This is a genomic window from Bacteroides intestinalis DSM 17393 (assembly GCF_000172175.1).
Lineage (GTDB): Bacteria > Bacteroidota > Bacteroidia > Bacteroidales > Bacteroidaceae > Bacteroides > Bacteroides intestinalis.
The window spans coordinates 2,476,550-2,499,782 of sequence record NZ_ABJL02000008.1 but is presented as its reverse complement, the minus strand read 5'-3'; the positions used below and the strand labels follow the sequence as shown (position 1 = coordinate 2,499,782).

At 46.4% G+C, this 23,233-nt stretch carries 12 protein-coding genes; all 12 read right to left on the bottom strand.

Features of this window, described 5'->3' with window-relative positions:
- Positions 1–7: 7 nt before the first annotated feature.
- The 12 genes from BACINT_RS19620 to BACINT_RS19565 all read right to left on the bottom strand — a co-directional run bounded on the left by BACINT_RS19620 (position 8) and on the right by BACINT_RS19565 (position 23,221).
- Positions 8–4,108, bottom strand: a complete 4,101-nt coding sequence (locus BACINT_RS19620) for a hybrid sensor histidine kinase/response regulator transcription factor (RefSeq protein WP_044155123.1) — start codon at positions 4,106–4,108, stop codon at positions 8–10.
- A 222-nt stretch (positions 4,109–4,330) separates the two neighbouring features.
- A complete protein-coding gene (locus BACINT_RS19615; protein WP_044155122.1) occupies positions 4,331–5,518 on the bottom strand; it encodes a clostripain-related cysteine peptidase in 1,188 nt (395 codons plus the stop codon).
- 111 nt (positions 5,519–5,629) lie between these two features.
- Positions 5,630–7,660 (bottom strand): alpha-glucuronidase, encoded by a 2,031-nt coding sequence (locus BACINT_RS19610; RefSeq protein WP_007666401.1) that lies wholly within the window; start codon positions 7,658–7,660, stop codon positions 5,630–5,632.
- A 21-nt stretch (positions 7,661–7,681) separates the two neighbouring features.
- On the bottom strand, positions 7,682–8,662 hold the full coding sequence (locus tag BACINT_RS19605; RefSeq protein ID WP_007666399.1) for a Gfo/Idh/MocA family protein: 981 nt from the start codon (positions 8,660–8,662) through the stop codon (positions 7,682–7,684).
- A gap of 17 nt (positions 8,663–8,679) precedes the next feature.
- Positions 8,680–9,657 (bottom strand): glycoside hydrolase family 43 protein, encoded by a 978-nt coding sequence (locus tag BACINT_RS19600; protein WP_007666396.1) that lies wholly within the window; start codon positions 9,655–9,657, stop codon positions 8,680–8,682.
- A 19-nt stretch (positions 9,658–9,676) separates the two neighbouring features.
- A complete protein-coding gene (locus tag BACINT_RS19595) occupies positions 9,677–12,409 on the bottom strand; it encodes an endo-1,4-beta-xylanase (RefSeq protein ID WP_007666393.1) in 2,733 nt (910 codons plus the stop codon).
- A gap of 15 nt (positions 12,410–12,424) precedes the next feature.
- Positions 12,425–13,921, bottom strand: coding sequence for an MFS transporter (locus BACINT_RS19590; RefSeq protein WP_007666391.1), 1,497 nt, complete (start codon positions 13,919–13,921; stop codon positions 12,425–12,427).
- 73 nt (positions 13,922–13,994) lie between these two features.
- Positions 13,995–15,665: a sialate O-acetylesterase gene (locus BACINT_RS19585; protein WP_007666388.1), complete on the bottom strand. Its 1,671-nt coding sequence runs from the start codon at positions 15,663–15,665 to the stop codon at positions 13,995–13,997.
- Positions 15,666–15,702: 37 nt separating this feature from the next.
- Entirely contained in the window at positions 15,703–17,415 is a 1,713-nt protein-coding gene (locus tag BACINT_RS19580; protein ID WP_044155121.1) for a GH35 family beta-galactosidase, read from the bottom strand.
- Positions 17,416–17,670: 255 nt separating this feature from the next.
- Positions 17,671–20,019 (bottom strand): endo-1,4-beta-xylanase, encoded by a 2,349-nt coding sequence (locus tag BACINT_RS19575; RefSeq protein ID WP_007666378.1) that lies wholly within the window; start codon positions 20,017–20,019, stop codon positions 17,671–17,673.
- 46 nt (positions 20,020–20,065) lie between these two features.
- Positions 20,066–21,466, bottom strand: a complete 1,401-nt coding sequence (locus BACINT_RS19570) for a glycan-binding surface protein (protein ID WP_044155120.1) — start codon at positions 21,464–21,466, stop codon at positions 20,066–20,068.
- Positions 21,467–21,481: 15 nt separating this feature from the next.
- Complete coding sequence (locus BACINT_RS19565; RefSeq protein ID WP_007666374.1) at positions 21,482–23,221, bottom strand: RagB/SusD family nutrient uptake outer membrane protein; 1,740 nt, start codon at positions 23,219–23,221, stop codon at positions 21,482–21,484.
- Positions 23,222–23,233 lie beyond the last annotated feature (12 nt).

Here is a 23,233-nt window from a genome sequence, read left to right as displayed (position 1 = left end):
TTTAGTTCTATTGCTTAATCTCGTCAGAAGAAGACTTTTGCTGCTCCTCCATATAGGTTGTTGGCGGAACTCCGTATAATTCTTTAAAAGCGGTAGAAAAATATGCAATATTAGTAAAACCTATAAGAGTAGCAACTTCAGTAATGTTATGATATTGGTTTGCCAATAGTGATGCAGCCTGTTTCAAGCGAACATTGCGTATTAAGTCGCGGGTTGACTGGTTAGTCAGCTCTTTTAGCTTACGGTGCAAATGTACACGACTGATACCTACTTCAGTTGCTATCATTTCAACATTCAAGTCAGGATTACCTAGATTGTCATTAATCACTTTCATCACTTTATCAAGCAGTCTGTCATCAGGTGATTGGACTTTTAGTTTCTTCAACTTCTGTTCCTGCATCTGACTGCCACTGAAACTGTTACGTAGTATTTCCCTACTCTTAATAAGATTGATTGCCGTTTTTCTCAATATTTCGATACTGAATGGTTTCACTATATACGCATCTGCTCCCATGTTTAAACCTTCCAGATTATCTTCTTCTCTTGATTTAGCTGTCAAGAGGATAATTGGTATATGGTTAATGGTTACATTCTGCTTTATTTTTTTGCAAAGTGTCAACCCATCCATTTCAGGCATCATAATATCACTGATAATCAAATCCGGCTCCTTTTTTAGGATAAGAGTGAGAGCTTCTTTTCCATTTGCACACTCATGCATGTGGAAATCGCTGGCTAATTCACGACAGATATATTTGCGTATTTCTTCATCATCTTCTACTACTAGAACGTGACATTTAGTTTTGGAACGTATTTTTTCATCTTCTTCATCAACAGGTGATGAAGGGATAGGCAGAGCAGTCGTGATATGTACGGGAGTATTATTCCCAGCCGGATTGTCATCGATTTCTTCTACATTCAGATGTTCTTTGCCCAAAGGTAGCCGTATGATAAACCGGGATCCTGGTCTGTTTTCATTGTTTTCAGCCTTTATGGTGCCATGGTGTAATTCTACTAGCGAACGGCTTAGATGTAATCCTATACCGGTACCTACATTCGAATTATTATGGCTATTACGGATTTGATAGAAACGCTCAAAAATCCGTCCCATTTCTTCCGGGTTAATGCCAATGCCACTGTCTTCCACTATTATTTCAAAATAGTGTTTTAGAGATTGAGAAGCGTTAATATCCTCACCTATACGCAAATATATATTGATTTCTCCGTTCTCCGGCGTAAACTTGAATGCATTGGAAATTATATTCAGGATAATTTTATCGAAATTTTTCGGATCAATCCATGCTTTTAACTTTTCAGTTTCCGGTTGGAAGCTCAACGTGATATGCCTGGCATTTGCTTGATATTCGAAGGTATAGTACAAATCACGGATAAATCCTACGATATCCACTTCCTGGAATTTCAGAGACATTTGCCCCTTATCTATTTTGCGAATATCCATCAACTGATTGACCAAGCGAAGTATACGTTCCGCATTTCGATAAATGGTATGATAGTTTTTCTGCCGCTCGTTATCTTTATCAGTAGCGATTAACTTCTGTAATGGGCTTATGATGAGAGACATTGGAGTGCGTATTTCGTGAGAAATATTAATGAAGAATTGTAGTTTGGCTTCATTGATCTGTTCTGCATGTATATGTTCCAATATCTCCTGACGAGCACGGTAACGATGACGTATCTGAATGACTATACCATAGATAATAACTATCAACAGTACTCCATATATAAATTTTGCCCATCCGGAGGCATACCATGCAGGATGGATTGTGATACTAAATTCTTTGATGTCTGAATAAGAATCATTATCTTTTGCTTTTACCTGGAATGTATAGCTACCTGGATTTAAATTGTTGAATGAAACCCGATTAATTCCCTGTTGTAAGCTAATCCAATTGGAATTATTAATGCTATATGTATAAGTAATCCGTTCCGGACTAAAGAACTCCATAGCTGAAAATTCAATGCTGAAAGAATTATCTTTGTATGATAGTTGAAAGTGGTCGGCATCCATGACTGCAGTGTTGACTATATCTCTATTCCCTGACTTCATGCCTTTTTTAACCTTTTTATCATGGATATAGAAGTCTGTAATCCGAATTTCCGGTTTCTTATCGGGCGTGGTTATTTCTGTGGGATTAAAATAAGTGATTCCATTCGTACCTCCAAAGATAAGTTCACCTTGTTTGTCGGCAAAAGCGGCTCCTTTACTAAACTCGTTACTTTGTAATCCGTCACTTGCATAAAAATTAATGAAACTTTGGTTTTGAGGATTGAATCGGCTGATTCCATAATTCGTACTGATCCAAAAATAACCATTCGCATCCTCTTTGATTGCGCAGATATAATTGCTGGGTAAACCATCTTTTGTTGTATATTCTTGCACTTCAACAGTTCGTGGGTTTAAGCGTTTTAATCCTTTGGATGTTCCTATCCAGATATTACCATCCTTACCTTCATGCAAAGCATAGATTACATCGCCATATAATATTCTTCTGTTTTTCATGGGAGAAACGAAATCCATTGTTTTTATATCCAGACAGCCCAAACCATCGTAAGTACCTATGTAGAGTTTGTCTTCAGCGGTATGTAACAGGCAATTTATCCATGAGTTATGTAGCATATTTACTTTGGTCCAATCGGTATTGCTGGTGGTGGTGGGACAACGGACTATTTCCTTGGTATTTATATTCATCTGATATAGGCCTCCTCCCATAGTTCCTATCCATAAGGTTTTATTGTTATCTTCTGCAAAACAATATACATTTTCCATTAGATTAGATGTCTCGTCCACTAACTTCAGATACTCGCAACGACCGGTTTTTGTATCTAATCGGGCCATGCCATTCAAGTAAGAACCTATCCACATATTGTGGTTGGAATCTTCGAAAATGCTCATAATGGTAGCAGGAACGGAATGAGTATTGTCGGTAGGTGAAAAATGCACTTTGGGTGTTTTATCTGGAGTCACTGCATAAATTCCGTCATTATCAGTTCCTACCCAAAGAGTTCCTGTATGGTCTTTGTGTACAGACATGACGCAGTTGGAACCAATCACATTGTGTCTGGAAGATTTGTAACCTAGATACTTGAACTCGTTGGTTATGGCAGGTATAATCATAACTCCTTTCTGAAAGAACCCTAACCATATATTTCCCATTTTGTCTTTCAGAATAGAATGTATCTTTGCTTTTGTAAGGTCAAATGTTGTGATATTAAAATTGGCTTCTTTAATCTTTTGTTCTTGGATGTCATAAACTTTCATTCCCGAACCATCTGTACCAATAAGAATTTGATTCTCCTCCTCAGGGTATAGGATTTTGATAGGTAAGTTGGGATTAGGAGTGTATGTAATTGGTACAAATGTATCGATTTTATCATTATATCTGAATAGTCCTTTCTTTAAGCTACCCATATAAAGATTTCCTTGTTTATCTTCGCACATGTTGGAAACTGTATTCCAAGCTATGCTTTTTTCGCCGGAGTAGTGTTTGAATTGATTGTTGTTATCGAGACGGAATATTCCATTATCGCCTGTTGCTATCCATAGATTTCCTTTTTTATCCCGATATGAATATGTAATCAGGTTGCTGGCAATAAATTGGTCTATTTGTTGTGCTTTTATACTATCTCCTTGTGTTTCCAGTAAAAATATACTGTGACCGGAAGTTCCTATTAATATTTCTCCGTTATTTTGTTCAAGTATAACTCCTACATTAGGGGCTATCGAGGCTCCACTGGAGAGGTACATTGGGATTGTTGTAAAACTATCGGTTGCGCGATCGTATATTTGCAGCCCGTTTAGAGAACCTATAAAAAGGCGACCTTGACTGTCTTCGAACAGTGTACGTACATAGTCACTTAATAAGGAATTCGGATTATCTTTTTCATTTCTATAAACTGTAAATTTTGCTCCATCGTATCGATTCAGACCATCTTCTGTTGCTATCCAGATGATTCCGTCACGATCCTGATAGATTTTATTGAGCATGCTGCTTGATAATTCTCTATCCACTGTGAACATTTTTCCTTCTTGTCCATAGCATGGGAGAGATAAACATAAGCATAACAAATAGAATATAAATATATTTTTCATAGTTATTAACTTTGACTCTACAAATATACTTAATATCCTCTATATATTCTTTTAAAAAGTGAACTAATTATACCTTATTGGGTAGTGAATAAGCAGTTGATTCATGGAATACCTTGTCAACAAGAAGTTAAGTCCTTGTCGACAGGAAGTTAACTTCTTGTAAATGCTTGATAATCAGTGTGAATATGGTTTCTGGATTATCTAATCTAGTATACAATCTATTTAGTGTGTTGCTTTATACCAACTTGTTTCAGTTTTATCCGCTGCTAAAGAATTTATGCTCGGATCAGATACGGTAATGCCGGAGAAGGTTTTGATTGGTTTAATTCCCGCACTCATGGAATAATAATTTTCCGTGTGCGTTTTATAAGGTACGGCCCGTTCTAACTGCTCTTTAAACTCTTCTAATAATGACGCGTCATCACACAGATGTGCTACATAGTCGCCATAATCGTAGAAGATTACCGGATAGTAACCATCTAAAGGTTGTAACTGGTTCCGCTTTGAAGGGTCAAATGTATACCGGTTATTTATTTCTTTCATGATAGCGGCTAGATGATCCAATTCTGCACAATTAGTTATGCCTAATGTTCCACAAGGCATTTCTTCATAGGTGGAATAGAATGAATAGAAGCCGTCACAGATGGCTTGATAATTTGGTTCGCCCATCAAATTTTTTCCAATGATAGAATAGGGCATACCATAAGCCATGATTTCACAGGTGGAACCAATAAGGTAGTCCGTAACGTATCTCAGGTCATAGGCTACTTCTATGGTTGACATGTAGCAATCATCGAATAGGATATATTCCATTTTTATTCCGGCATCTGCTATACCTTCTGCAAGGGTAGTGATATCTGTCTGATATTGACTTGTCGTACCGCCGAAATAACGGGTTTGTGGAACGCCTTCGTTTTCCCAGTGCATTCTTATTGAAGTCCTTGCCCGTCCTTTTGTACTATGAACTGGAAGCCATCCCATACCGTGACATCCGATAGTCATGGCGTAAGTGGGTGCAGGGGCGAAACTTTTTACATCATTGAGAATGGAAGTAATTCCTTCGGCGGTGGTGAAAGGCGGGTTGTTATATTCTTTTAGAGTAACTTGTTCACATTTACCTTTCTTGCAGGTTATTTCAAATAGAATTGCTTTTTCTGAAGTAGTAGACATAAATACAATGACCCGTTCACCATTCAGTCCTTTCTGGCTGATTGCCTTTTCCATATCCGAGATATTCGTGTAGAAATTGCTGGTCAGATTGGTGGACCAAGGTAGGTACATGAATAAAGTCTTTTGGTTTTCAACAGATTCTATTTCATCTTTCTCGCAGGATAGTACAAAGAAAGAGAGAGTAATCAGACAGAGTGATAACCGTATCCATTTTATAGATAATAATGCTACTTTATTCATATTTCATATCCTTTATAATATCCATAAGGTACAAAAATACAAAAAAGAACAGTTCAATGTATCATTAGAGCTGTTCTTTTTTGTATTTTCTATTTGAAACAGGGCTGTTGCTTATCTTCTTTCATTCAGCATTTTGGGTGTCGGGCATTCATGGTTATTAATAGGAAGTTTCACTTGCTTCAAGTCTTCCAATTCATGTATCGGTCTTTCCACTTCGTAAGGGGCACGCATACCCGAAAATTCCTGGAAGTATAGCAGACAGGCATCTTTCCACCATACGGCATCACGTGCCTGTATCTTCAGACGTGACTGTACATCCTTGAAACGTTCCGCATCGATATAGTTCTCGACCAGATCCCATTTTTTCTGAAAGCTTCTTACCTGCTGTACACCATGATCGTAGCGATAGCAAAGCTCGTCCCATAAAGTACGTCCGCTTTGCATGGTGTGTTGCCAAGGGGCATGATGGAACCATAAGAGATACTCATCCGGACAGGTACGGATGTCATCGTAAAGGCGGCAGAGTGAATCGGGATATTGGGCTGTAGCATTGCTACCCGTATGACTGCGGTCGAAACCTATCCCCTGTTTATCTGCTTTATGATAGTAAGACGGCATCCAGTCGGGGCGTGCACCGGGCACGTCGCACCAAGGTTCCGGGCCGTAGTGGTGACCCCATGCAAAGAGGTGATGTAGTCCGAGTGGCATCATATAGTCTACCACAGCCTCACGGCTTTCCATCATCATGTTATGTACTTCATAGGCAATGGGTGCATGTTTAGGATTACTTACATCGAAGAAAGTCTGTTTCAGCCATTCCTCTGCGATTGTTCCTGATGTCAGGGAAGGATTCCAGGCCATGCGCCCAAAAGCGTACCAGTTGGCTTGGGCGAAAGGATGACCGCACCAGTTTGTATCCGTACCTATATTGGCGACGCCTGCTATGGCTTTCAGTGAAGACGGCTTCACAAAGTCGAAGAACTCTTCCCACATCGGGGCAAGATAGGCAAGGTGATTGGAGAAGCCCAGATATTCTTGTGTAATCTGGAACTCAACCATCTGCGGAGTCCGGGGCATAGCACCGAATAAAGGACTATACGGTTCGCGAGGCTGGAAGTCGACCGGACCGTTCTTTATCTGTACGATGACATTGTCGCGGAATTGTCCATCCAAAGGCTGGAATTCCAGATAAGCTTGCTTTGCGCGGTCTGCATCTGTTGGGCTGTAGACGAAAGCGCGCCACATGACAATACCTTTATAGGGCTTCAATGCATCTGCCAGCATATTGGCGCCTTCGGCATGTGTACGGTTGAAGTCGCACGGACCGGGCTGTCCTTCGGAATTGGCTTTTACCAGGAAGCCACCGAAGTCAGGGATGGTGCGGTAGATCTCTTTGACTTTCTGCTTCCACCAGGCGATGACATCTTTGTCCAAAGGATCGGCTGTGGAAAGCCCGCCCAGTTGCATGGGGGAGGCAAAGTTGATAGAGAGATACACCTTGATGCCGTAAGGACGGAATACGTCTGCCAGAGCCTTTACCTTTTCCAGATATTCGGCGGAAAGGATTTTAGAAGAAGCATTTACATTGTTCAGCACCGTTGCATTGATTCCGATGGAGGCATTGGCACGGGCATAAGCTTCATATCTGTCGGAGAGCGTGCCGGGCAGTTCTTCCCAGTTCCAGAGAGATTTGCCGGCATAACCGCGCTCAATGCTGCGGTCGAGGTTGTCCCAATGGTTGAGAATACGGAGGTCATAGGCAGGATTCTCCGTTATTTCCTGGTCTGTTTCCGAAGGCTTTCCGAAGTTCCGCATTTCTTGCAGGCGGATCAAGTGATAGGCAGCATAAAGCAGACCCGTTTCGCTGGGAGAAGTAACAGTGAGTTTTCCATTTACCTGTCGTATGCGGAAGCCTTCGGAAGATAGCTGTTTGTCTTTCTTCAGTACAAGTGTAACGGGGAGCCCTTTCCATGCCTGTTTCAGTTCACGGACGGCTATGTTTAGTGTCGGAGACTGGCGAGGCGCTGTAATTTGTGCGTGGGCATCTGTCGATTGCCGGAGCCACAAGCGGCTGCCGTCTTCCGCGGATACGGTGCCGAGTAAACAAGATAATAATAAGAATAAAGAGAGCAGTTTTTTCATAAACAAGAAGTATTGGTTGGTTTATTCATCGGCGGGGTAGCGTACTCCCCATTCGCGGCGTAAGTCATCCATCATGCGCATGATGCGCAGGGTTTCGGTGTGAGGCATATAGGGAGATTCGAGCCACCCGTTCCTCAGAGCTTCCATGGATGCATATACCTGGTACTCGTAGCCGGTGATCTGTGGCGGACAGTTGTAGACAACTACTGTCTTATAATCTTCCGTTACCACCCTGATTCGTTGCGGATTGTTGATATTTTCAATGATCAGATGGCCTTTGTCACCGGAGATGATGCCTTGACGGTCGGTCATACTCAGCATACTGCTGTGCAGTACAGCGATTTTCCCATCCTTGAATGTAAGAGTTATACTATTCTGTGCATCGACTCCGGTATCGGTCTTTACGCAGGTGGAGGTGACACGCTCTACGTCCGTCCCGAAAACCATGGAAGCAAAGTTCAGTGCATATACTCCCAGGTCGAGCAGAGCCCCGCCTGCCAGTGCCGGTTGGCGGAGGCGCTCACGGTTGCCGATTGGGTAACCCAGATTGGCGGATAGCGTCATGGGACGTCCGATGATTCCACCGTTTACAAGGTCATTGATGGTTTGCGATAGGGGCATGTAACGTGTCCAGATAGCTTCGGTGATGAAGAGTTCCTTTTCTTTGGCAAGATTCAGCAGTTCTTCCGCCTGACGGGCATTGGCGGTGAATGCCTTTTCGCATAAAACCGCTTTGCCTTTCAGCAGACTCATACGTGCATGTTCGAAATGATGGGAATGGGGAGTGGCAACATATACCAACTCCACCTCTTCATCATCCAGCATTTCTTCATAGGAACCGTAGGCACGGGTGAAACCCCACCGGTCGGCAAAGTCACGGGCAGTCTGCAATTGGCGGGAAGAGACTGCATAAGCTTCTACTCCCTCCATTCCTTCGAGGGTGATTGCCATCTTTTCGGCAATCCATCCGGTACCTATAATACCTATTTTGACAGTATCCATACTCTATCGGGCAACGGTTAATCCAGTCCTTCAATGGTGACGATCTTTCCGTCGGCGTCGTATTCCAGTTCGCATACTTTGAGGCTGCGCAACCAGGTGCGTCCGCCGGAAGGCACGCTGTCGTGATGGAACAGATACCATTTGCCCCGGTATTCCACAATGGAGTGGTGGGTAGTCCAACCTACCACCGGAGTCAGGATTACTCCCTGATAGGTGAAAGGACCATAAGGATTGTCACCAACGGCGTAGCACAGGCGGTGAGTATCACCGGTAGAGTAGGAGAAGTAATATTTTCCATTATACTTGTGCATCCAGCTTGCTTCGAAGAAACGGCGTTCGTTGTCTCCGGCTGTCAGCGGTTGTCCGTTTTCGTCCAGAATCACTATGGCTTTAGGTTCTTCGGCAAATTGCAGCATGTCCGCACTGAGGCGGGCAACCCGTGCGGGGATGGACGGTTCGTTGTCTGCGGGGAAAGTAGCTCCACTTTCCAGGGCTTTGTTGTCGCGATAGCGTTGCAATTGTCCGCCCCACAGACCACCGAAGTACATATAATAGTTACCGTCTCCATCATTCAGAACGGCAGGGTCTATACTGTAACTTCCGCGCATCGGGTCGGGTTGGGGAATGAACGGCCCTTCGGGACGGTCGCTGATGGCAACGCCGATACGGAAGATATCGTTCTGGTCTTTCAGGGGGAAATACATATAATACTTGCCGTCTTTCTCAGCTACGTCGCAATCCCAAAGCTGGCGTCCTGCCCAGGGGATATCTTCGGTGGTGAGTACCAGGCCATGGTCTACGATTTCACCTTTCATGGGGTCATCGGTAGAGAAGACGTGGTAGTCTTTCATATTGAAATGGTCACCGTTGTCATTTTCGGGGATACCGCTTTCCCAGTCGTGGGAAGGGTAGATGTAAAGGCGGTCGTTGAACACATGAACGGCAGGATCTGCCATATAATCTCCGGGTACCAAGTATCTTTTTTCTTTCTTCATGACTCTATAATTTTAAAGGTTAATTCGTATAGTTTCCTGTGGCATAAATGCCGACCATGGTTCCGGTGAAACCGCCGGCTGTCTGCGTGCTTATCAGGTCGGCGGAGACGGGTTCGCCTACTTGTGTCCAGCTACCTTTAGGACTGGTGGAGTAGCAGAAGGTATAGTTTACTGCATTATCACCTTCTACTTTCAGATATACTTTCCCATCTGTCCAGGTTAGCGGGCTGCCGGCTTGGCTGCACAGTCTGCCATGGCTGTATGTTTCCAGAAGCATGACGGGTTTGCCGTCTTTGTCCAATGTCTTTCCGAAGCGAATATAGCAATTATCATCATGGAAACAGATGATGCCTGCGAAATCCTTCGGCTGTTGTGGCACGAAGTCCAAGCCGGTCTGAGCTGTGAATGTCCAATTGTTGATCCAGCGACCGATGGCGGCGGGCTGACGCTTTTGGTTAAGATCAGTGCTGCTGGCGGTCATTTCCAACTGCCCTTTATCGTTTATACTGTAGCAGGGCACCAGTGGAGTGCGGATAAAAAATGCTTCTTTAGCCAGTCCGTTTGCTGTCCATAGTGGGGCAGGACCGTAGGAGCGGTCGGCGGTATAAGTGATGACGTCACCCTCAGGAAGAATAATGGGTTGATTCTCTTTCCAGGTCACCGGGAGCATGAAAGTTTCGCGTCCCATCACGTCATGACCGTCGCGGTAGGGGCGAACACCGAGGAAGACGGCGTACCAGTCACCAGCGGGAGTTTCTACCAGGTCGGCATGACCGACGCAGGTAACCGGGTTGGGACGGTCGCCCGGCAAGCCGCGTTGCGTCAATATCGGGTTGATGGCACAAGGTTTGAAAGGACCAAACGGAGACGCAGAGGTGAAGATCACTTCCGAGTGGTTGGGACCTGTTCCACCTTCGGCAGCCATCAGATAGTATGTGCCGTTGATGTGGTAGAGGTGTGGACCTTCTATCCAAATGGGGTGCCGGGTTTTGTCTACGCCCCCGTCAACAATCATCTTCTGTTTTCCTACGGTACAACCGTTTTTCCAGTCAAATTCGCGGATCCAGATAGCGCGGTGACCGTCATATTCGGGCTTTCCTGCAGGACCGTCATTGTTCACAATGTATGCTTTCCCGTCTTCGTCGAAGAGAAATCCGGGGTCGATACCGCCCACTTCGGGCAAGAAAGTGGGATCACTCCAGCTTCCTTTCTTCGGATCATCCGTGGTGACGAAGAAGTTGCCGCCACCGTCTACGGCTGTAGTGATCAGATAGAACAGTCCGTTGTGAGGATTGTATTTGATGTCCGGAGCATAGATACCGCCACTGATGCGCAAGCCGTCGTACATAGGCAACTGTGAGGGGCGGTTGAGGACGTAGCCCAGTTGTTCCCAGTTCGTCAGATTTGTGCTGTGCCAGATGGGTACACCGGGGTAGAAGGCGAAAGAGGAGTTGACCATATAATAGTCGTTTCCTACGCGGCAGATGCTCGGGTCAGGGTAACAACCCGGTAAAATGGGGTTTTGCAATTGACAATTGACAGTTGACAATTGACAATTGGCTGCGCTGTCACGCTGCATAGAATTGTCAATTGTCAATTGTGAATTGTCAATTGAGTAGCTGAATTCGTAGAATTTAGCTACTCTTGGTTCCAGAATTTCTTTAAGGAAGGGCTTAGGCTGATAGTTACGGTCGAAGAGTAGGGGATATTCCCGTCTTCCCGGTACGGGCCAGTCATTCTTCCAGGAGTCACCGTCCGATACTCCCCAGGCGGTTACGCGTGTAATGACGTCCGAGTGCTTTATGAAAAGTTCCATGAACGATTTCATACGTGCATTCCACAGATTGGAAACACTATCCGGCAGAGCTTCGGGATAGGGATTTAAGGCTTTCTCAAAGGCTACTTTGTCGGCAATATTTGCTCCGCGGTTTACGGTTGGCAAAGCACTCATGTCCCATTCCGTTATCATCACTTTAGCACCTGTGGAGGCAAAGGCGAAAATGCTGGTTTCATATTCACCTATGCTTGGGTAATCCAATCCCATGTGTCCCTGCATACCTACGGCATCTATGCGCAATCCTTTTTCCTTAAGTGAGTTGACCATGCGCACCACCGCATCGCGGCGTCCCGGTTCATGCATGCCGTAGTCGTTATAGTAGAGTTCCGCTTCCGGGTCTGCCTCATGTGCATATTGGAAAGCCAGCGGGATATATTCTTCTCCCAGTATCTCGTAGAACTTGCTTTTGCGGTAGCTTCCGTCTCCTTCGATGGCTTCGTTTACTACGTCCCAGCCTTTAATGCGACCTTTGTACCTGCCTACGATGGTATGGATATGGCTTCTCAGCCGCTCTTTCAGGACTTCGGGTGAAACATTCTTTCCATCGGCATCTACGCAGAACCAAGGTGAGAGTTGGGAATGCCACACCAGGCAATGCCCGATGATGAACATTCCGTTATCCTCGCCGAACTTAACGAATTCGTCTGCCAGGCTAAAGTCATATCTGTCTTCTTCCGGGTGTATCACTTCACTTTTCATGCAGTTTTCGGCCACAATGGAGTTGAAGTGACGGCGTACCACATCGACTCCGCTGGTGTCGCGACCCACAGCCTGTTCGGAATTGATGGCGACACCAACGAGGAATTTATTACCGAGAATATCTTTTAGAGTCGGGTCTGCCGCAACAGGTTTGTCACTGTTGCAAGACATGAATGTAGCAGCACAAACTGATAGTGCTAAATACTTTAATTTCATTCTACTTTAGTATGATTAATAATCTTCTTTACTTCTGCGTTCCGTCAGTTCGGCCTGCATCTCTTCATTATACTTCTTTGTTATAGGATAGAAATACAGCGCTATAACGCCGATGAAGAATGTAATTGCCGGAATAATACTGGATGAAAGCACGATACCATGAATAGCCGATTCGCTTTGTGCCACCCCTGCGCCTGATACATAACCAAAACCGGAGAGCAGGAAACCCAAAATAGCGCCACCGATACCCAAACCGGCTTTCAGTGCAAACACCACACCTGCAAACACGAAACCCGTTGCACGGCGGTGATTGACATATTCCGAATGATCCGCTACGTCAGCAATCATAGCCCAAAGCAATGGAACGGTGGGAGCGTATGCCAAACTCTTGAGGAAGTTCAGAACGAACATTGTCTCTACATCCGTTTCATTCGGGAAATAGAAGAAGGCGGTGAACACTGCCGTCAGAGCCAAACAAACGATAAACACCGATTTCTTTCCGAAACGGTTGGCCAGGAAGCCGGACAGGAAGATAACGCCGAAGAACTGTACCACTGCTCCCAGCATGTTGAACACACCGAATCCCACTTCATAAGCCTTTTCAGGACTGCTGACAATAAGGCCGAAAGCATTCAGTATCGTATAGCCCACTGAATCACTGGCCTGTGTAGCCACCAACCCCAGTTTATCGAGGAAGGCAAACAGTGCGCCCGAATCCACATAATTCTCAAAGTAGTAGTTCATTGCGCTTCCCCACATGGCAAGGGTCGTGAAAAGAAAGAGCGTCAGGATGAACATCGCCCGCCAGGGAATATTCCTGAATACATCCCTGATATCCTTCTTGGTATCAGTTTTCTGATTTGCCGGCGGCGTGATACGTTCACGGCTGGAGAAGAAGGTAATAACCAGGAACACGAAACCGATGACTGCAAATAAGGAGATAGTACACAGCCAACCGTGCCCCTTATCACCGCTTTCACCAGCAAACTTGCTTACCAACGGGAGCGTCAAGCCCTGCACCACAAACTGCGCAATAGTAGCAGCTACGAAACGGATAGACGTAATACTTGTACGTTCCTTGATGTCACTTGACATAACACCACCCAACGATGCGTACGGTGTATTGTTGAACGAGTAAAGCGTCATCAACAAGGTATAGGAGATTGTAGCGTACACCGCTACCAAACCTTTATCCTCGATGCCGGGATTGTAGAATGCCAACACATAGAACACCATGAACGGCAATGCAGTCCAGAGTACCCATGGGCGGTATTTGCCCCATTTGGTTTGTGTCCGGTCGGACAAAATACCTACGGTAGGGTCTACAAAAGCGTCCACAATGCGGGCAATCAGCATCACTGATCCTGCAATGGCGCCTTCCAGACCGAAGACATCGGTATAAAACTTGGTTTGGTAAATCATCATCATCTGGAACACGAGGTTCGCAGAGCAATCTCCTAAACTATAGCCAATCTTCTCGGCCATAGACACTTTTTGACTTAGTGCGTTCATAGTGCTGTATTATTCAGTTATTAATTGTCAGTAATCAGTTGTTCGCTTGCTGTTATCCGTTTCCGGTTGTCCGTCATTTATTATTCTCCAACGCACTTTCTGCCGCACGTTGTCCCAGGGTTTTCTTATCCAATGGATGTATATCGTTCCATTCGCCCAGGTCACTGTTGCGGATGAGGCGGGTGTTCCGGTTGGTTTCAGCTACTTTGGCCTGTTCCTTGCGCATTTCAGCCCAGGCCTGCCGACCGCTGACGTCATCTCGGGACAGGAAGTCTGCCAGCTCTACAATGTAGAAAGGTAATTCCGGGTTGCCGAATGTGTTGCGCCAATCAGCAATCAGAGCTGTCAGTAGTGCGGCGTATTCATTGCGGCGGTCCACATTGGACTCTCCCTGATACCAGAGTACACCACGGATGCCATAGTTTTGCAGCGGGGCAATCATGGCATTGTACAGGCATACCGGCTCGTAACAGAAGAACATCATTCCCGGAGCCGGAGGCATGGGAGCACCCAATCTGTATTTCCATTCTCCTTGCAGGCTTACTTCTTCATTTCCGCAAATGATCTTATAAGGTTTCTCCTTCACAAAGTGAGGATAACTGTTATTGCTGATGAGACGTATGGTTACTGTATTCTTTCCTGCTTTCAGTACACCTGCCGGAATGGTATAGATGCGTGGAGGATACTGGTAGGAAATAGTACCTACGAATGTACCGTTCACATAGACGGAGTCCGCATCTACGATGCAACCTAAGCGCAAGGTCGCTTCTTTTCCGTTCCAGTCTTGCGGTACTTCCACTTCCTTGCGGAACCAGTGCGAACCGTTTATCGGATTCAAACCGTTGGTTCCCCAGTCGGTAGAGAATAAATCAACGGTCTTCCAGTCTTTATCATTGTAGTTGGCGGCATACCAAGGTGTTGCTTCGTGCAGTCCTGCATCTCCCTGGTATAGGGAAGTGTTCCAGCGATAGAAGCTCAAACCTTCTGTCTGTTTAATGCTTTTCAGATAAGCATCATCCTCATATTGCCGTTTATCATTAATATACTTCGGAAATTCTTTCAGTCCTTCTTCGCTTATCCATGCCTCAACGGGAGTTCCGCCCCAACTGGAGTTTATCAGTCCGACGGGTATGCTGTTCTTTTCATACATGGCTTTGGCAAAGAAATAGCCCAAAGCGGAGAAGTTCATGACGTTTTCCTGCGTCAGTGGTTTCCAGGCAACGTAATCCGGCAAGTCCGCTTGCGGTGCATGGAAGTTGAAGATATTGGGTACTTTCAACTGCCGTATATTTGTGTTTTCATAAGCGGCAATTTCATCACGGAACATATCTGTTACCCGGCTGACAGGTAGTTCCATATTGGATTGGCCGGAGCACAACCATACATCTCCTACCAGAATATCTTTCAGTTCGATGTCATTAACTTGCAGAATGTAAGGTCCGCCCGGTTTCATTGCAGGCAGGGTGAGGGTCCACCTACCGTTTGCGTCTGCTGTAACTGTGTAAGCTACTTTCAGTTTACCACCTTTTACACCTGTAGGGGTGGCATTCTTTAGGAACTTCACCTGTACACTTTCTCCGGCATCTGCCGTGCCCCATACTTTGATGGGTTGCTCGCGTTGCAATACCATTCCGTCAGAAATCAAAGCAGGCAACTTTACCTTTGCGTCCACCATGGAAGTAGCGCAAAGGCAAAGCAGCACTGCCAGACTCAACCTAACTTTATTAAACCTAACCTTATTCATATCTAATTTTATCTTTTACCCACAACTTAATTACTACCTACTTATACTCGTACAATTTCACATGAAGTATCTGGAATTCTCCCACTGAGATGCGTACATGTCGCCCTTGGTGATCCTGATCACCATTCAGACGGCGGATATAAGAGAACGTACCGTCCTCGTCCATCTTCACTTCATCTACGGAACCGATGCCACAACGTGCTCCTTTCCACATCACCTTATCACTTATCACTTTATCACCCTTTCCTCCTGCCTGAACAAATCCGTCTTCGCCCAACGCCTGGACTTTGGCCTGATTTTCTGTAGCTTTCTCAAACTTGATAACGATACCGCTACCTGCTACGATATACTCATTGGGTGCCAGTCTTAATAATACACCTCCGCCTTCGGGCCATACACTGCCATCGGTGGCGCGCGCATCCCATGGAAGGGTAAAGAAATGGCGGCAAGTTATCTTCAGATCATCCTGATAAATGATACGTTCCTTATTTTCCTGATCGAAGAGTAATCCTTTCATTGTGCCTTTACCCTGATACTTAGCGAGCAGAGGTATGAACTCTTTAAGCGTATGATAGCTTTTTACCAACGGAGAGTTAGGAGAGTCGGAACCACCTTCGATGGAGAACGGGCTGATACCGATGGCATCATGTTCACCAAAGATGTAGAAAGCTCTTACTCCATTATTGTCTGTCAGTTTGATTTCGGGGATAAACAATGGGTTGTTGTGCAATTTATATTTAGCTACCCAATCTGTAAAGCCATTGTCGTACAGGTCGGGAGCAAGAAGGTCGATGCTGGGTGCTCCGCAATGCCATATATCAATAAGGTGTGCCAGCGGACCGGCGGAAGGATATTCTCCCGGCTTCCGGTTACGGCTGTTCATGGCAGCGTTTACGTATAGTGGAATATTGTAGATGGACCGGGCGCTTTGTGCCATTCTTTCCACATAGCGGGCGTAGTGCCAGGCCATAAATAATTCATCGGTGTAAATATCGGCTCCGAACACTTCCTGCCAGGTGCCTTGCTTCTTGCTACCTTGGCTTTCCCATTTCTCAAGCATTTGGGGGTGGAGCGTTTTCTTATTTTTTTGCAAGTAACTCATTAATTCCGAGGGCACCGGTGCATTGAACAATGCGTTGGCCTCTTTAGAATAGTCTCTCGCATCTTCCAGCATACCTATCTCATTTTCTATCTGTATCATGACGACGGTACCTTCCTCTTTATCAATGGCTGCGACGTGTTCCATCCATCCGGAAAAAGCGCGGTTGTCGGCTTGGAATACATTTTCAGAAAATGGGCTGGCTATTTCGAGTGGTTTCCCTTTTTGTGTATAAGCACGCGGGTATTTCTTATAGTTTTCTTTGAACCAGAGGGGAGCGTAGCAACTCATAGAGTTTTTCCAGGCACCAAACCAAAGAAAGATAACTTTAAGATCGTTCTGCCTGGCTTGACGGATGACTTCATCTGTGAGGGTGAAGTCGAATTGTCCTTCTTGCGGTTCTATCAAATCCCAGTATGCGGGAACGAGTACTGTATTCAGTCCCATCCGTTGCAGCTTCGGGAAGATACGTTCGATATCTTCTGTGCATGCTGCCGATGAATTTCCTAATTCACCGCCTAAAATAAGAAATGGTTTGCCGTCTACTACTAATTGAGTAGCGGTGCCTTGTTTTTGTAATGTACTCTTTTGAGCATTTACATACCCAACTGTCATCACACTCAAAACTAAAATGAAAATCCAATTCTTCATTGTTTGTCTCTGGTATTGATTTGAGATGTTTTCCATTGCAACAAAGATAGTGAGCTATAATTTAAAAAACTTTTCGCAATGTTGCAGAAAACTTCATTTCGGTTACATTATCCCCGAATGATGTTACATAATTTTTTGTTTATCGTACATCTTCCTGTTTCAGGGGATAAAACGGATGTTTTTACCGGATTTGCTGAATGATTGGGTGAATGGAATCCGGTAAGGCCGGAGCCTTACCGGATTTCTTGTTTTCACTTATTGATCAGCGGGAGTTTCTTCCTCTTTCACTTCGTAGGCTGCTTTCCAGTCGTCGCCGGTGAAGTCTTCGCTGATGTCACGTCCGGCAATACCGTCGCACACGCCCTTATAGGCCGGCTTGCGGGCATAGTTGGCATCGAAGAGATTGGGAGTGTCGCCTGTGAACCAGCCGGTGTGTTCGTCTGCGTGGTCGGACAAACTCCAGATGGTAAAGCCGGATTGCTGCGTAGCGGGCACGTTCTCCTTATAAGACTCGATAATCCAGCGATAGACATCCGCCTGTTTCATTAGCTGTTCGGCCGACGGATTAGCTGTAGGCTCATAAGTGTGGCGTACGTCAAGCTCGGTAATACGGATAATCTTACCCGTAGCGGCAAGTTTTTTGAACATTTCATCTATCTTTTCACGAGTCAGATCGGCTGCTACGGCGTGCATCTGTGTGCCTATACCGTCTACGATTGGGGCATTCGTCTCGTTGTGTTCGTCAATGTACTTCACAAAGTTAATCAGGGCATCCAGCTTAGCAGGGCTGACTTCCAGATTGTAGTCGTTGACGAAGAGCTTGGTTTCAGGTCTGCAATACTTGCGGGCATATTCAAAGGCCTTGGTGGCGTATTCCATGCCCAGATAGTAGCCCCAGTAGAAGTGGTTGCTTGCCCAGTTCAGGTTCAGCCCATCTTGTTCTACGGGTGCGGTATCGGGATTGCCGTCTGCATCTTCGCTTCCAAACACACCGTTGATTCCACGTACGCCTTTCGTACTGTCGTCGATAGGTTCATTGATGACATCCCAGCCTATCATACGGTCGCCCATGTGCTCGGCCATGCCTTTAATCCAAGTTTCCATGGCACCCAAGAGGGCGGTACGTTTCTCTTCAGGCGTTTTGTAGATGTAGGTCACGCCTCCTGCGGCGCGGGTCAGGTTTTTGGCCTTGGGCTGTGCTTCCTCGTTCTTCAAACCGAATTTAAAGTCATCAATCCATATGGTGCTGCCCGGAGTACCGCCAAACTGAACACCGAAGCGGACGATGTCGGCAGGATCAGAGGCGTTGTAGGTAAATTCTCCTTCGCATAGTGTCCAGTCGTTCAGTGCCGTGAAGCTGTCCTTGTAGATACCCGAATAACTTGCATTCTGTCCGATGGCCTGTACGGCGATGTTCATGTCGCTCTTGGTATAGAACGAGAAAGCGTAAGTGGCTCCCACTTCCAGAGGGGTGTCGAGTGCCCAGAAGAGTTGACTGTCGTAGTTCGCGGCCGTTTCGTCGGTCATGGTGAAGCGGATGGCTGTGTCGTCCGTACGTCCCGGCGCTTCTACACCGTATGTATATTTGCCCCACAGTCCGGTCCAACCGTTGGTGCCGTCGGCAAACGAAGGATTGGTGATGACGTTTTTCATCTTCTCTACCTTCTTCACGCCGAATTTCAGGTTGTCTATCCACACATTGCTGCCCGGTGTGCCGCCAAACTGGAAGCCTACACGGATAATATCGGTAGCCTCGGAAGCTGCGTTATAAGTGAATTCACCCGTCACGTGCAGCCAGTCGGCAGGAGCGGTATAGCTGTCCTTATAAATACCTGCGTATGATGCGTTCTGACCTATGAACTGCACGGCAATATCCATGTCGGACTTGATATCGGCAGAGAAAGCATACGTCACGCCGTCTTCCAAAGGGGAGGCGAGTGGCCAGAAAAGCTGGCAGTCGTAGTTCGCAGCCGTTTCTCCGGTCATGGTGAAGTGAATGGCATTATCGCTGTCCTTTCCGGGAGCTTCCACTGCATAAGTGTATTTTCCCCAAAGACCGGTCCATCCGTCGGTTCCGCTTTCGAAACCGGAGTTGGTAATGACATTCTCGCAGACATCGTCACCACCGATATCCTCAATCACTACTTCGGGAGCAATCAGCGATTTCAGGTACATTTGTTTCTGCTGCGTGTGCCACAGAAAACAGTGTCCGTACATTTTGGCGTCTGCCGGAATGGCATTTACAAAAGCATCTATGGTAGCGAAGTTCAGTTCACCCTTGTTGCCCACCACTGCATCATGCTTCATGGCATTTCCGGTGGTAAAGGTGTTGAAGTTTGCATCGGCCAGTTGCTTCACAGTCCCGTTATTTATATAATAGTCTGCTCCGATGCCTAAGCCTACGGTCATATTCGGAATATACTCAGCCGCATATTCCTTGATACTCTTGTAGTTGGCTATTTTTTCGGTTAAACTTAGTGGAATATCGGAGAGGTCGGCCTGTCCGTGCCCGTCAGGAGTACCCCATTCCATCTTATTATCCTCGCAGGCTGCCAAAGTCAATGCCATTGCCATTGCGGGAAGGATGATTCTATTTAATTTCATACTTTTTCAGTTTTAAGTTCTTAAAATAGTTGACGAGTTGAGAAGGTCATTCTTCTTCATCCGGGAAATCGGATACGATGGTCTTCTTGCAAGGCACTACGCGCCAGTTGTCCACATAGATTTTCTGGTTGAAGAGTGTCGATTCCACCGTTACGCCTCCAAAGGTGAAGTCGGTGTTGACGAATCCCATGCCGAAGTTGCGGTAAGATGCTCCGTTGCGGTCGTCTATTACCATTTGGAAAGTAGCTTCCTCCTCATTTTCCAATAAGGTGGCATATTTGTTGAACTGGCTAAAAGGAATGGTGACGGTTTGCCAGCCTTCGGTGTAGAAGGGCACCACTACTCCCTCTTTAATCCAAGGTACGCAGAATGCCACGGCATTGTTGGTGCCATCATCGTCCGATCCAATGCCGCTAATATTGAAGTTGTTCATAAGCGATATTTGGATGTGACCTGTTCCACTCCAAGGTTGCGGCACGTAGATATCAAACTGGAAGGCCACTTCGTTCACAGGCGTTTCTGCCGGAATCAGTCCGGTCATGCGGTTCCAGTCATCGGTAGGCTCGTCATTACCTGCCGTCCACCACTCGGACACGCGCGGTTTACCTGAGACAGCGCCGCCTGCATCCAGCATACGTTGAGGTACCAGCAGGGTACATTTGCCTCGTTTCCCCAGCGGATCGTCCGCTACGTCGTGCTCATCGTCGCACATGGACTTGCCGGCATCCCAGCTCCAAAATCCCTGTACGCCGGTGCCGTCGAAGTCGAGAATCATACAGCTCTTTTCGTTGAAGTAGGCGGGAGTGACAGCGGTTCCGTTGGCACCTTCCGAGGTGATACTTCCGCCTTGGCTCACGCCACCCGGCATGGTGAACGAGTACCATTCGCCATCCTCATCGCTCTCTATGCCTGCAGACACTTCCACGCCGCCCGGAAGGATCAACTTGAGTGTTTCTTGCAGGTTGGCTCCATAAACAATTACCTTTTCCCCCTCTAGTGGTAGAGTGTTGCTGATATGCGAGATTTGTGGGGAGGCGGCACGAACCACCAGATCCTTATAAACAAACTCCGAACCGTCTTTTACCAGACGGATGGTATTTCTCACTTCCTCTTCGGCTTCGGCCACGGGAGTTTCTTTGTTGAGTTGTACCAGCAATGACTGGTCGCTTACCAAAGCTCGATTAAAGTAAGTGTCATATCCGTTGATATACACTTTTCTCACTCCATACAGTCCGCTTCCGGACAGACGGATGACTTGTCCGAGTCGTGCAAACGTCACTTCGCGGTCGGGAACGGACGATTCCACGTCTTGCAGATAGACCTTATTCACTACAATCGGAGAGTTTTGCGCATCCTCCTCAAAATAGGCATCCTCGTCGTTGCAGGCAGTGAAGCCCATTGCCAGAAGTGCCATGCACAACAGTCGGGTATATTTCAGGTATTTCATGATTATTCGTTTATATTAGTTGAACAAATCTTCTTCAGAAACTTCTTTTTCTCCAAATTCATAAGCTACGGTCTGTAAGTTTCCGCCGGTATCGGGTTTCAGATAGGGGTTCTTGCTTTGGTCGGTGTCCGACATGGGCAATATGAGGCTGTTTGCCGTAGCTGTGGCTACACCGTTCCCCGGTTCCACATAGTCGGGGCTGATTTCATATACGCCCGATTCGGTCTGGTACTCGTAGCTGGCGTTACGCTGCTGGTGGTTCATGTAATTGATAACCTCCTGCTGGCGGTAATAGGAACGGCGCACGAGATCGTACCAATACTGTCCTTCGAAAGCAAATTCCATACGGCGTTCGTGGCGTAGGTCTTCGTAAGTAATGCTTTTTTTGCTTTCCATTTTTGCACGGGTGCGCACTCGGTTGAAATATTCCGTATCGGTGGTACTTGCACTGTTTCCCAAAACGGCTTCCGTATAATTCAGATAGACTTCGGCCAGACGCATCATGTAGGTATTGGTACCCGAGTTGCCCGGTTCGCTGATGCCGCCGTTGTCGGCCGTTGTGCCAATGACGTATTTCTTGATGTTGGCTCCCTGGTTGCCCGGATTCTCGGTCTCGCCATAGGTATAACCTCCGTTTTTCATATTCATGTCCGGATAGAACTCGCCATACGAAGCTACCGAATAGTGGCGGCGGACAGCATCGTCCACGGTTTTACCCAGTGTCTCATCCTTATAGGTTTTGAATTCTTCCCATAGGTTCCAAGAACAATAGGTGGCGCCTCCCCAGGCATCTTTGTCGGCCACCATCGTAGACCATGCGAGGAAGCGGACCATTGTATTGCCACAGGCGCTGCTGTTGGCCTGCGTGGCAGGTAACCATTGCAACTGGAAAAGGCTCTCGCTGTTATTGTTGAAGCTTTTGGCTGCGAACAAGTCTCCATAATTGTCTATCAGTCCGGCTCCCGATTCGGCAATCACCTTCAGGGCTGCCCGCTTCGCGAGATCAAGGTAGGTCTGGTTTCGTGTGCCACGGTTGAAATCGGTGGCAACGTTGCTTCCGTTATACAGGCCATCGGTGGTAAGTCCGGCCATAGAGAGGTAAACACGCGACAACATGCCGTAGGCACTGTAGCACGTCACCCGTCCTGCATCGGCAGGAGTCTTAGGCAGGTATTTGGCTGCATATTCCAGGTCGCGGATGGCAAACTCTATGACATCCACACCCGGGTTGGCGGGAACCACGTAATTGTTCACCATACTGGAGGTGTTGGTATAGATGATGCCCACTCCCCATAGGGAAGCGATGTACCAATAGGCCGTACCGCGCATGAAGCGTGCTTCGGCAATAGATGCACGCTTTGAGTCCTCGCTGAGGGTGGGGGCGGAATAGTCAGTGATATTGTTGATGGTATTGTTGGCCTGTGCCACTACGGAATAGAAGGAATTCCATGCATCGGTCAGACCTTGGCTCAGGGATGTTTCGCTTAGGTTGGTGTACGGGTAGATGTAGTCGGAATATTGGGCGGTGATGTTGTTGGCACGTCCATCGCCCATTCCATAATAGAACTTGTCATTAAAGCCTGCCCATACATAGTTGTAGAGAGGTGCGGTGGCTGCCCGTAATGCCGCTTCGGAGTCGAAGAAGGTCTGCTGGTTCAGGTCGTGCGTATTCTTCTGCTCCAGAAAGTCTTCGCATCCGGTCAGTGCCAGTACGCCTGTCAACGCAATAGTCGATATGATATATTTTGTTTTCATTGTCTTTTTTGT

Coding starts and splice junctions, on each gene's coding strand:
- BACINT_RS19620 (WP_044155123.1), bottom strand. CDS start 4,108: ATGAAAAATATATTTATATTCTATTTGTTATGCTTATGTTTATCTCTC.
- BACINT_RS19615 (WP_044155122.1), bottom strand. CDS start 5,518: ATGAATAAAGTAGCATTATTATCTATAAAATGGATACGGTTATCACTC.
- BACINT_RS19610 (WP_007666401.1), bottom strand. CDS start 7,660: ATGAAAAAACTGCTCTCTTTATTCTTATTATTATCTTGTTTACTCGGC.
- BACINT_RS19605 (WP_007666399.1), bottom strand. CDS start 8,662: ATGGATACTGTCAAAATAGGTATTATAGGTACCGGATGGATTGCCGAA.
- BACINT_RS19600 (WP_007666396.1), bottom strand. CDS start 9,657: ATGAAGAAAGAAAAAAGATACTTGGTACCCGGAGATTATATGGCAGAT.
- BACINT_RS19595 (WP_007666393.1), bottom strand. CDS start 12,409: ATGAAATTAAAGTATTTAGCACTATCAGTTTGTGCTGCTACATTCATG.
- BACINT_RS19590 (WP_007666391.1), bottom strand. CDS start 13,921: ATGAACGCACTAAGTCAAAAAGTGTCTATGGCCGAGAAGATTGGCTAT.
- BACINT_RS19585 (WP_007666388.1), bottom strand. CDS start 15,665: ATGAATAAGGTTAGGTTTAATAAAGTTAGGTTGAGTCTGGCAGTGCTG.
- BACINT_RS19580 (WP_044155121.1), bottom strand. CDS start 17,415: ATGAAGAATTGGATTTTCATTTTAGTTTTGAGTGTGATGACAGTTGGG.
- BACINT_RS19575 (WP_007666378.1), bottom strand. CDS start 20,019: ATGAAATTAAATAGAATCATCCTTCCCGCAATGGCAATGGCATTGACT.
- BACINT_RS19570 (WP_044155120.1), bottom strand. CDS start 21,466: ATGAAATACCTGAAATATACCCGACTGTTGTGCATGGCACTTCTGGCA.
- BACINT_RS19565 (WP_007666374.1), bottom strand. CDS start 23,221: ATGAAAACAAAATATATCATATCGACTATTGCGTTGACAGGCGTACTG.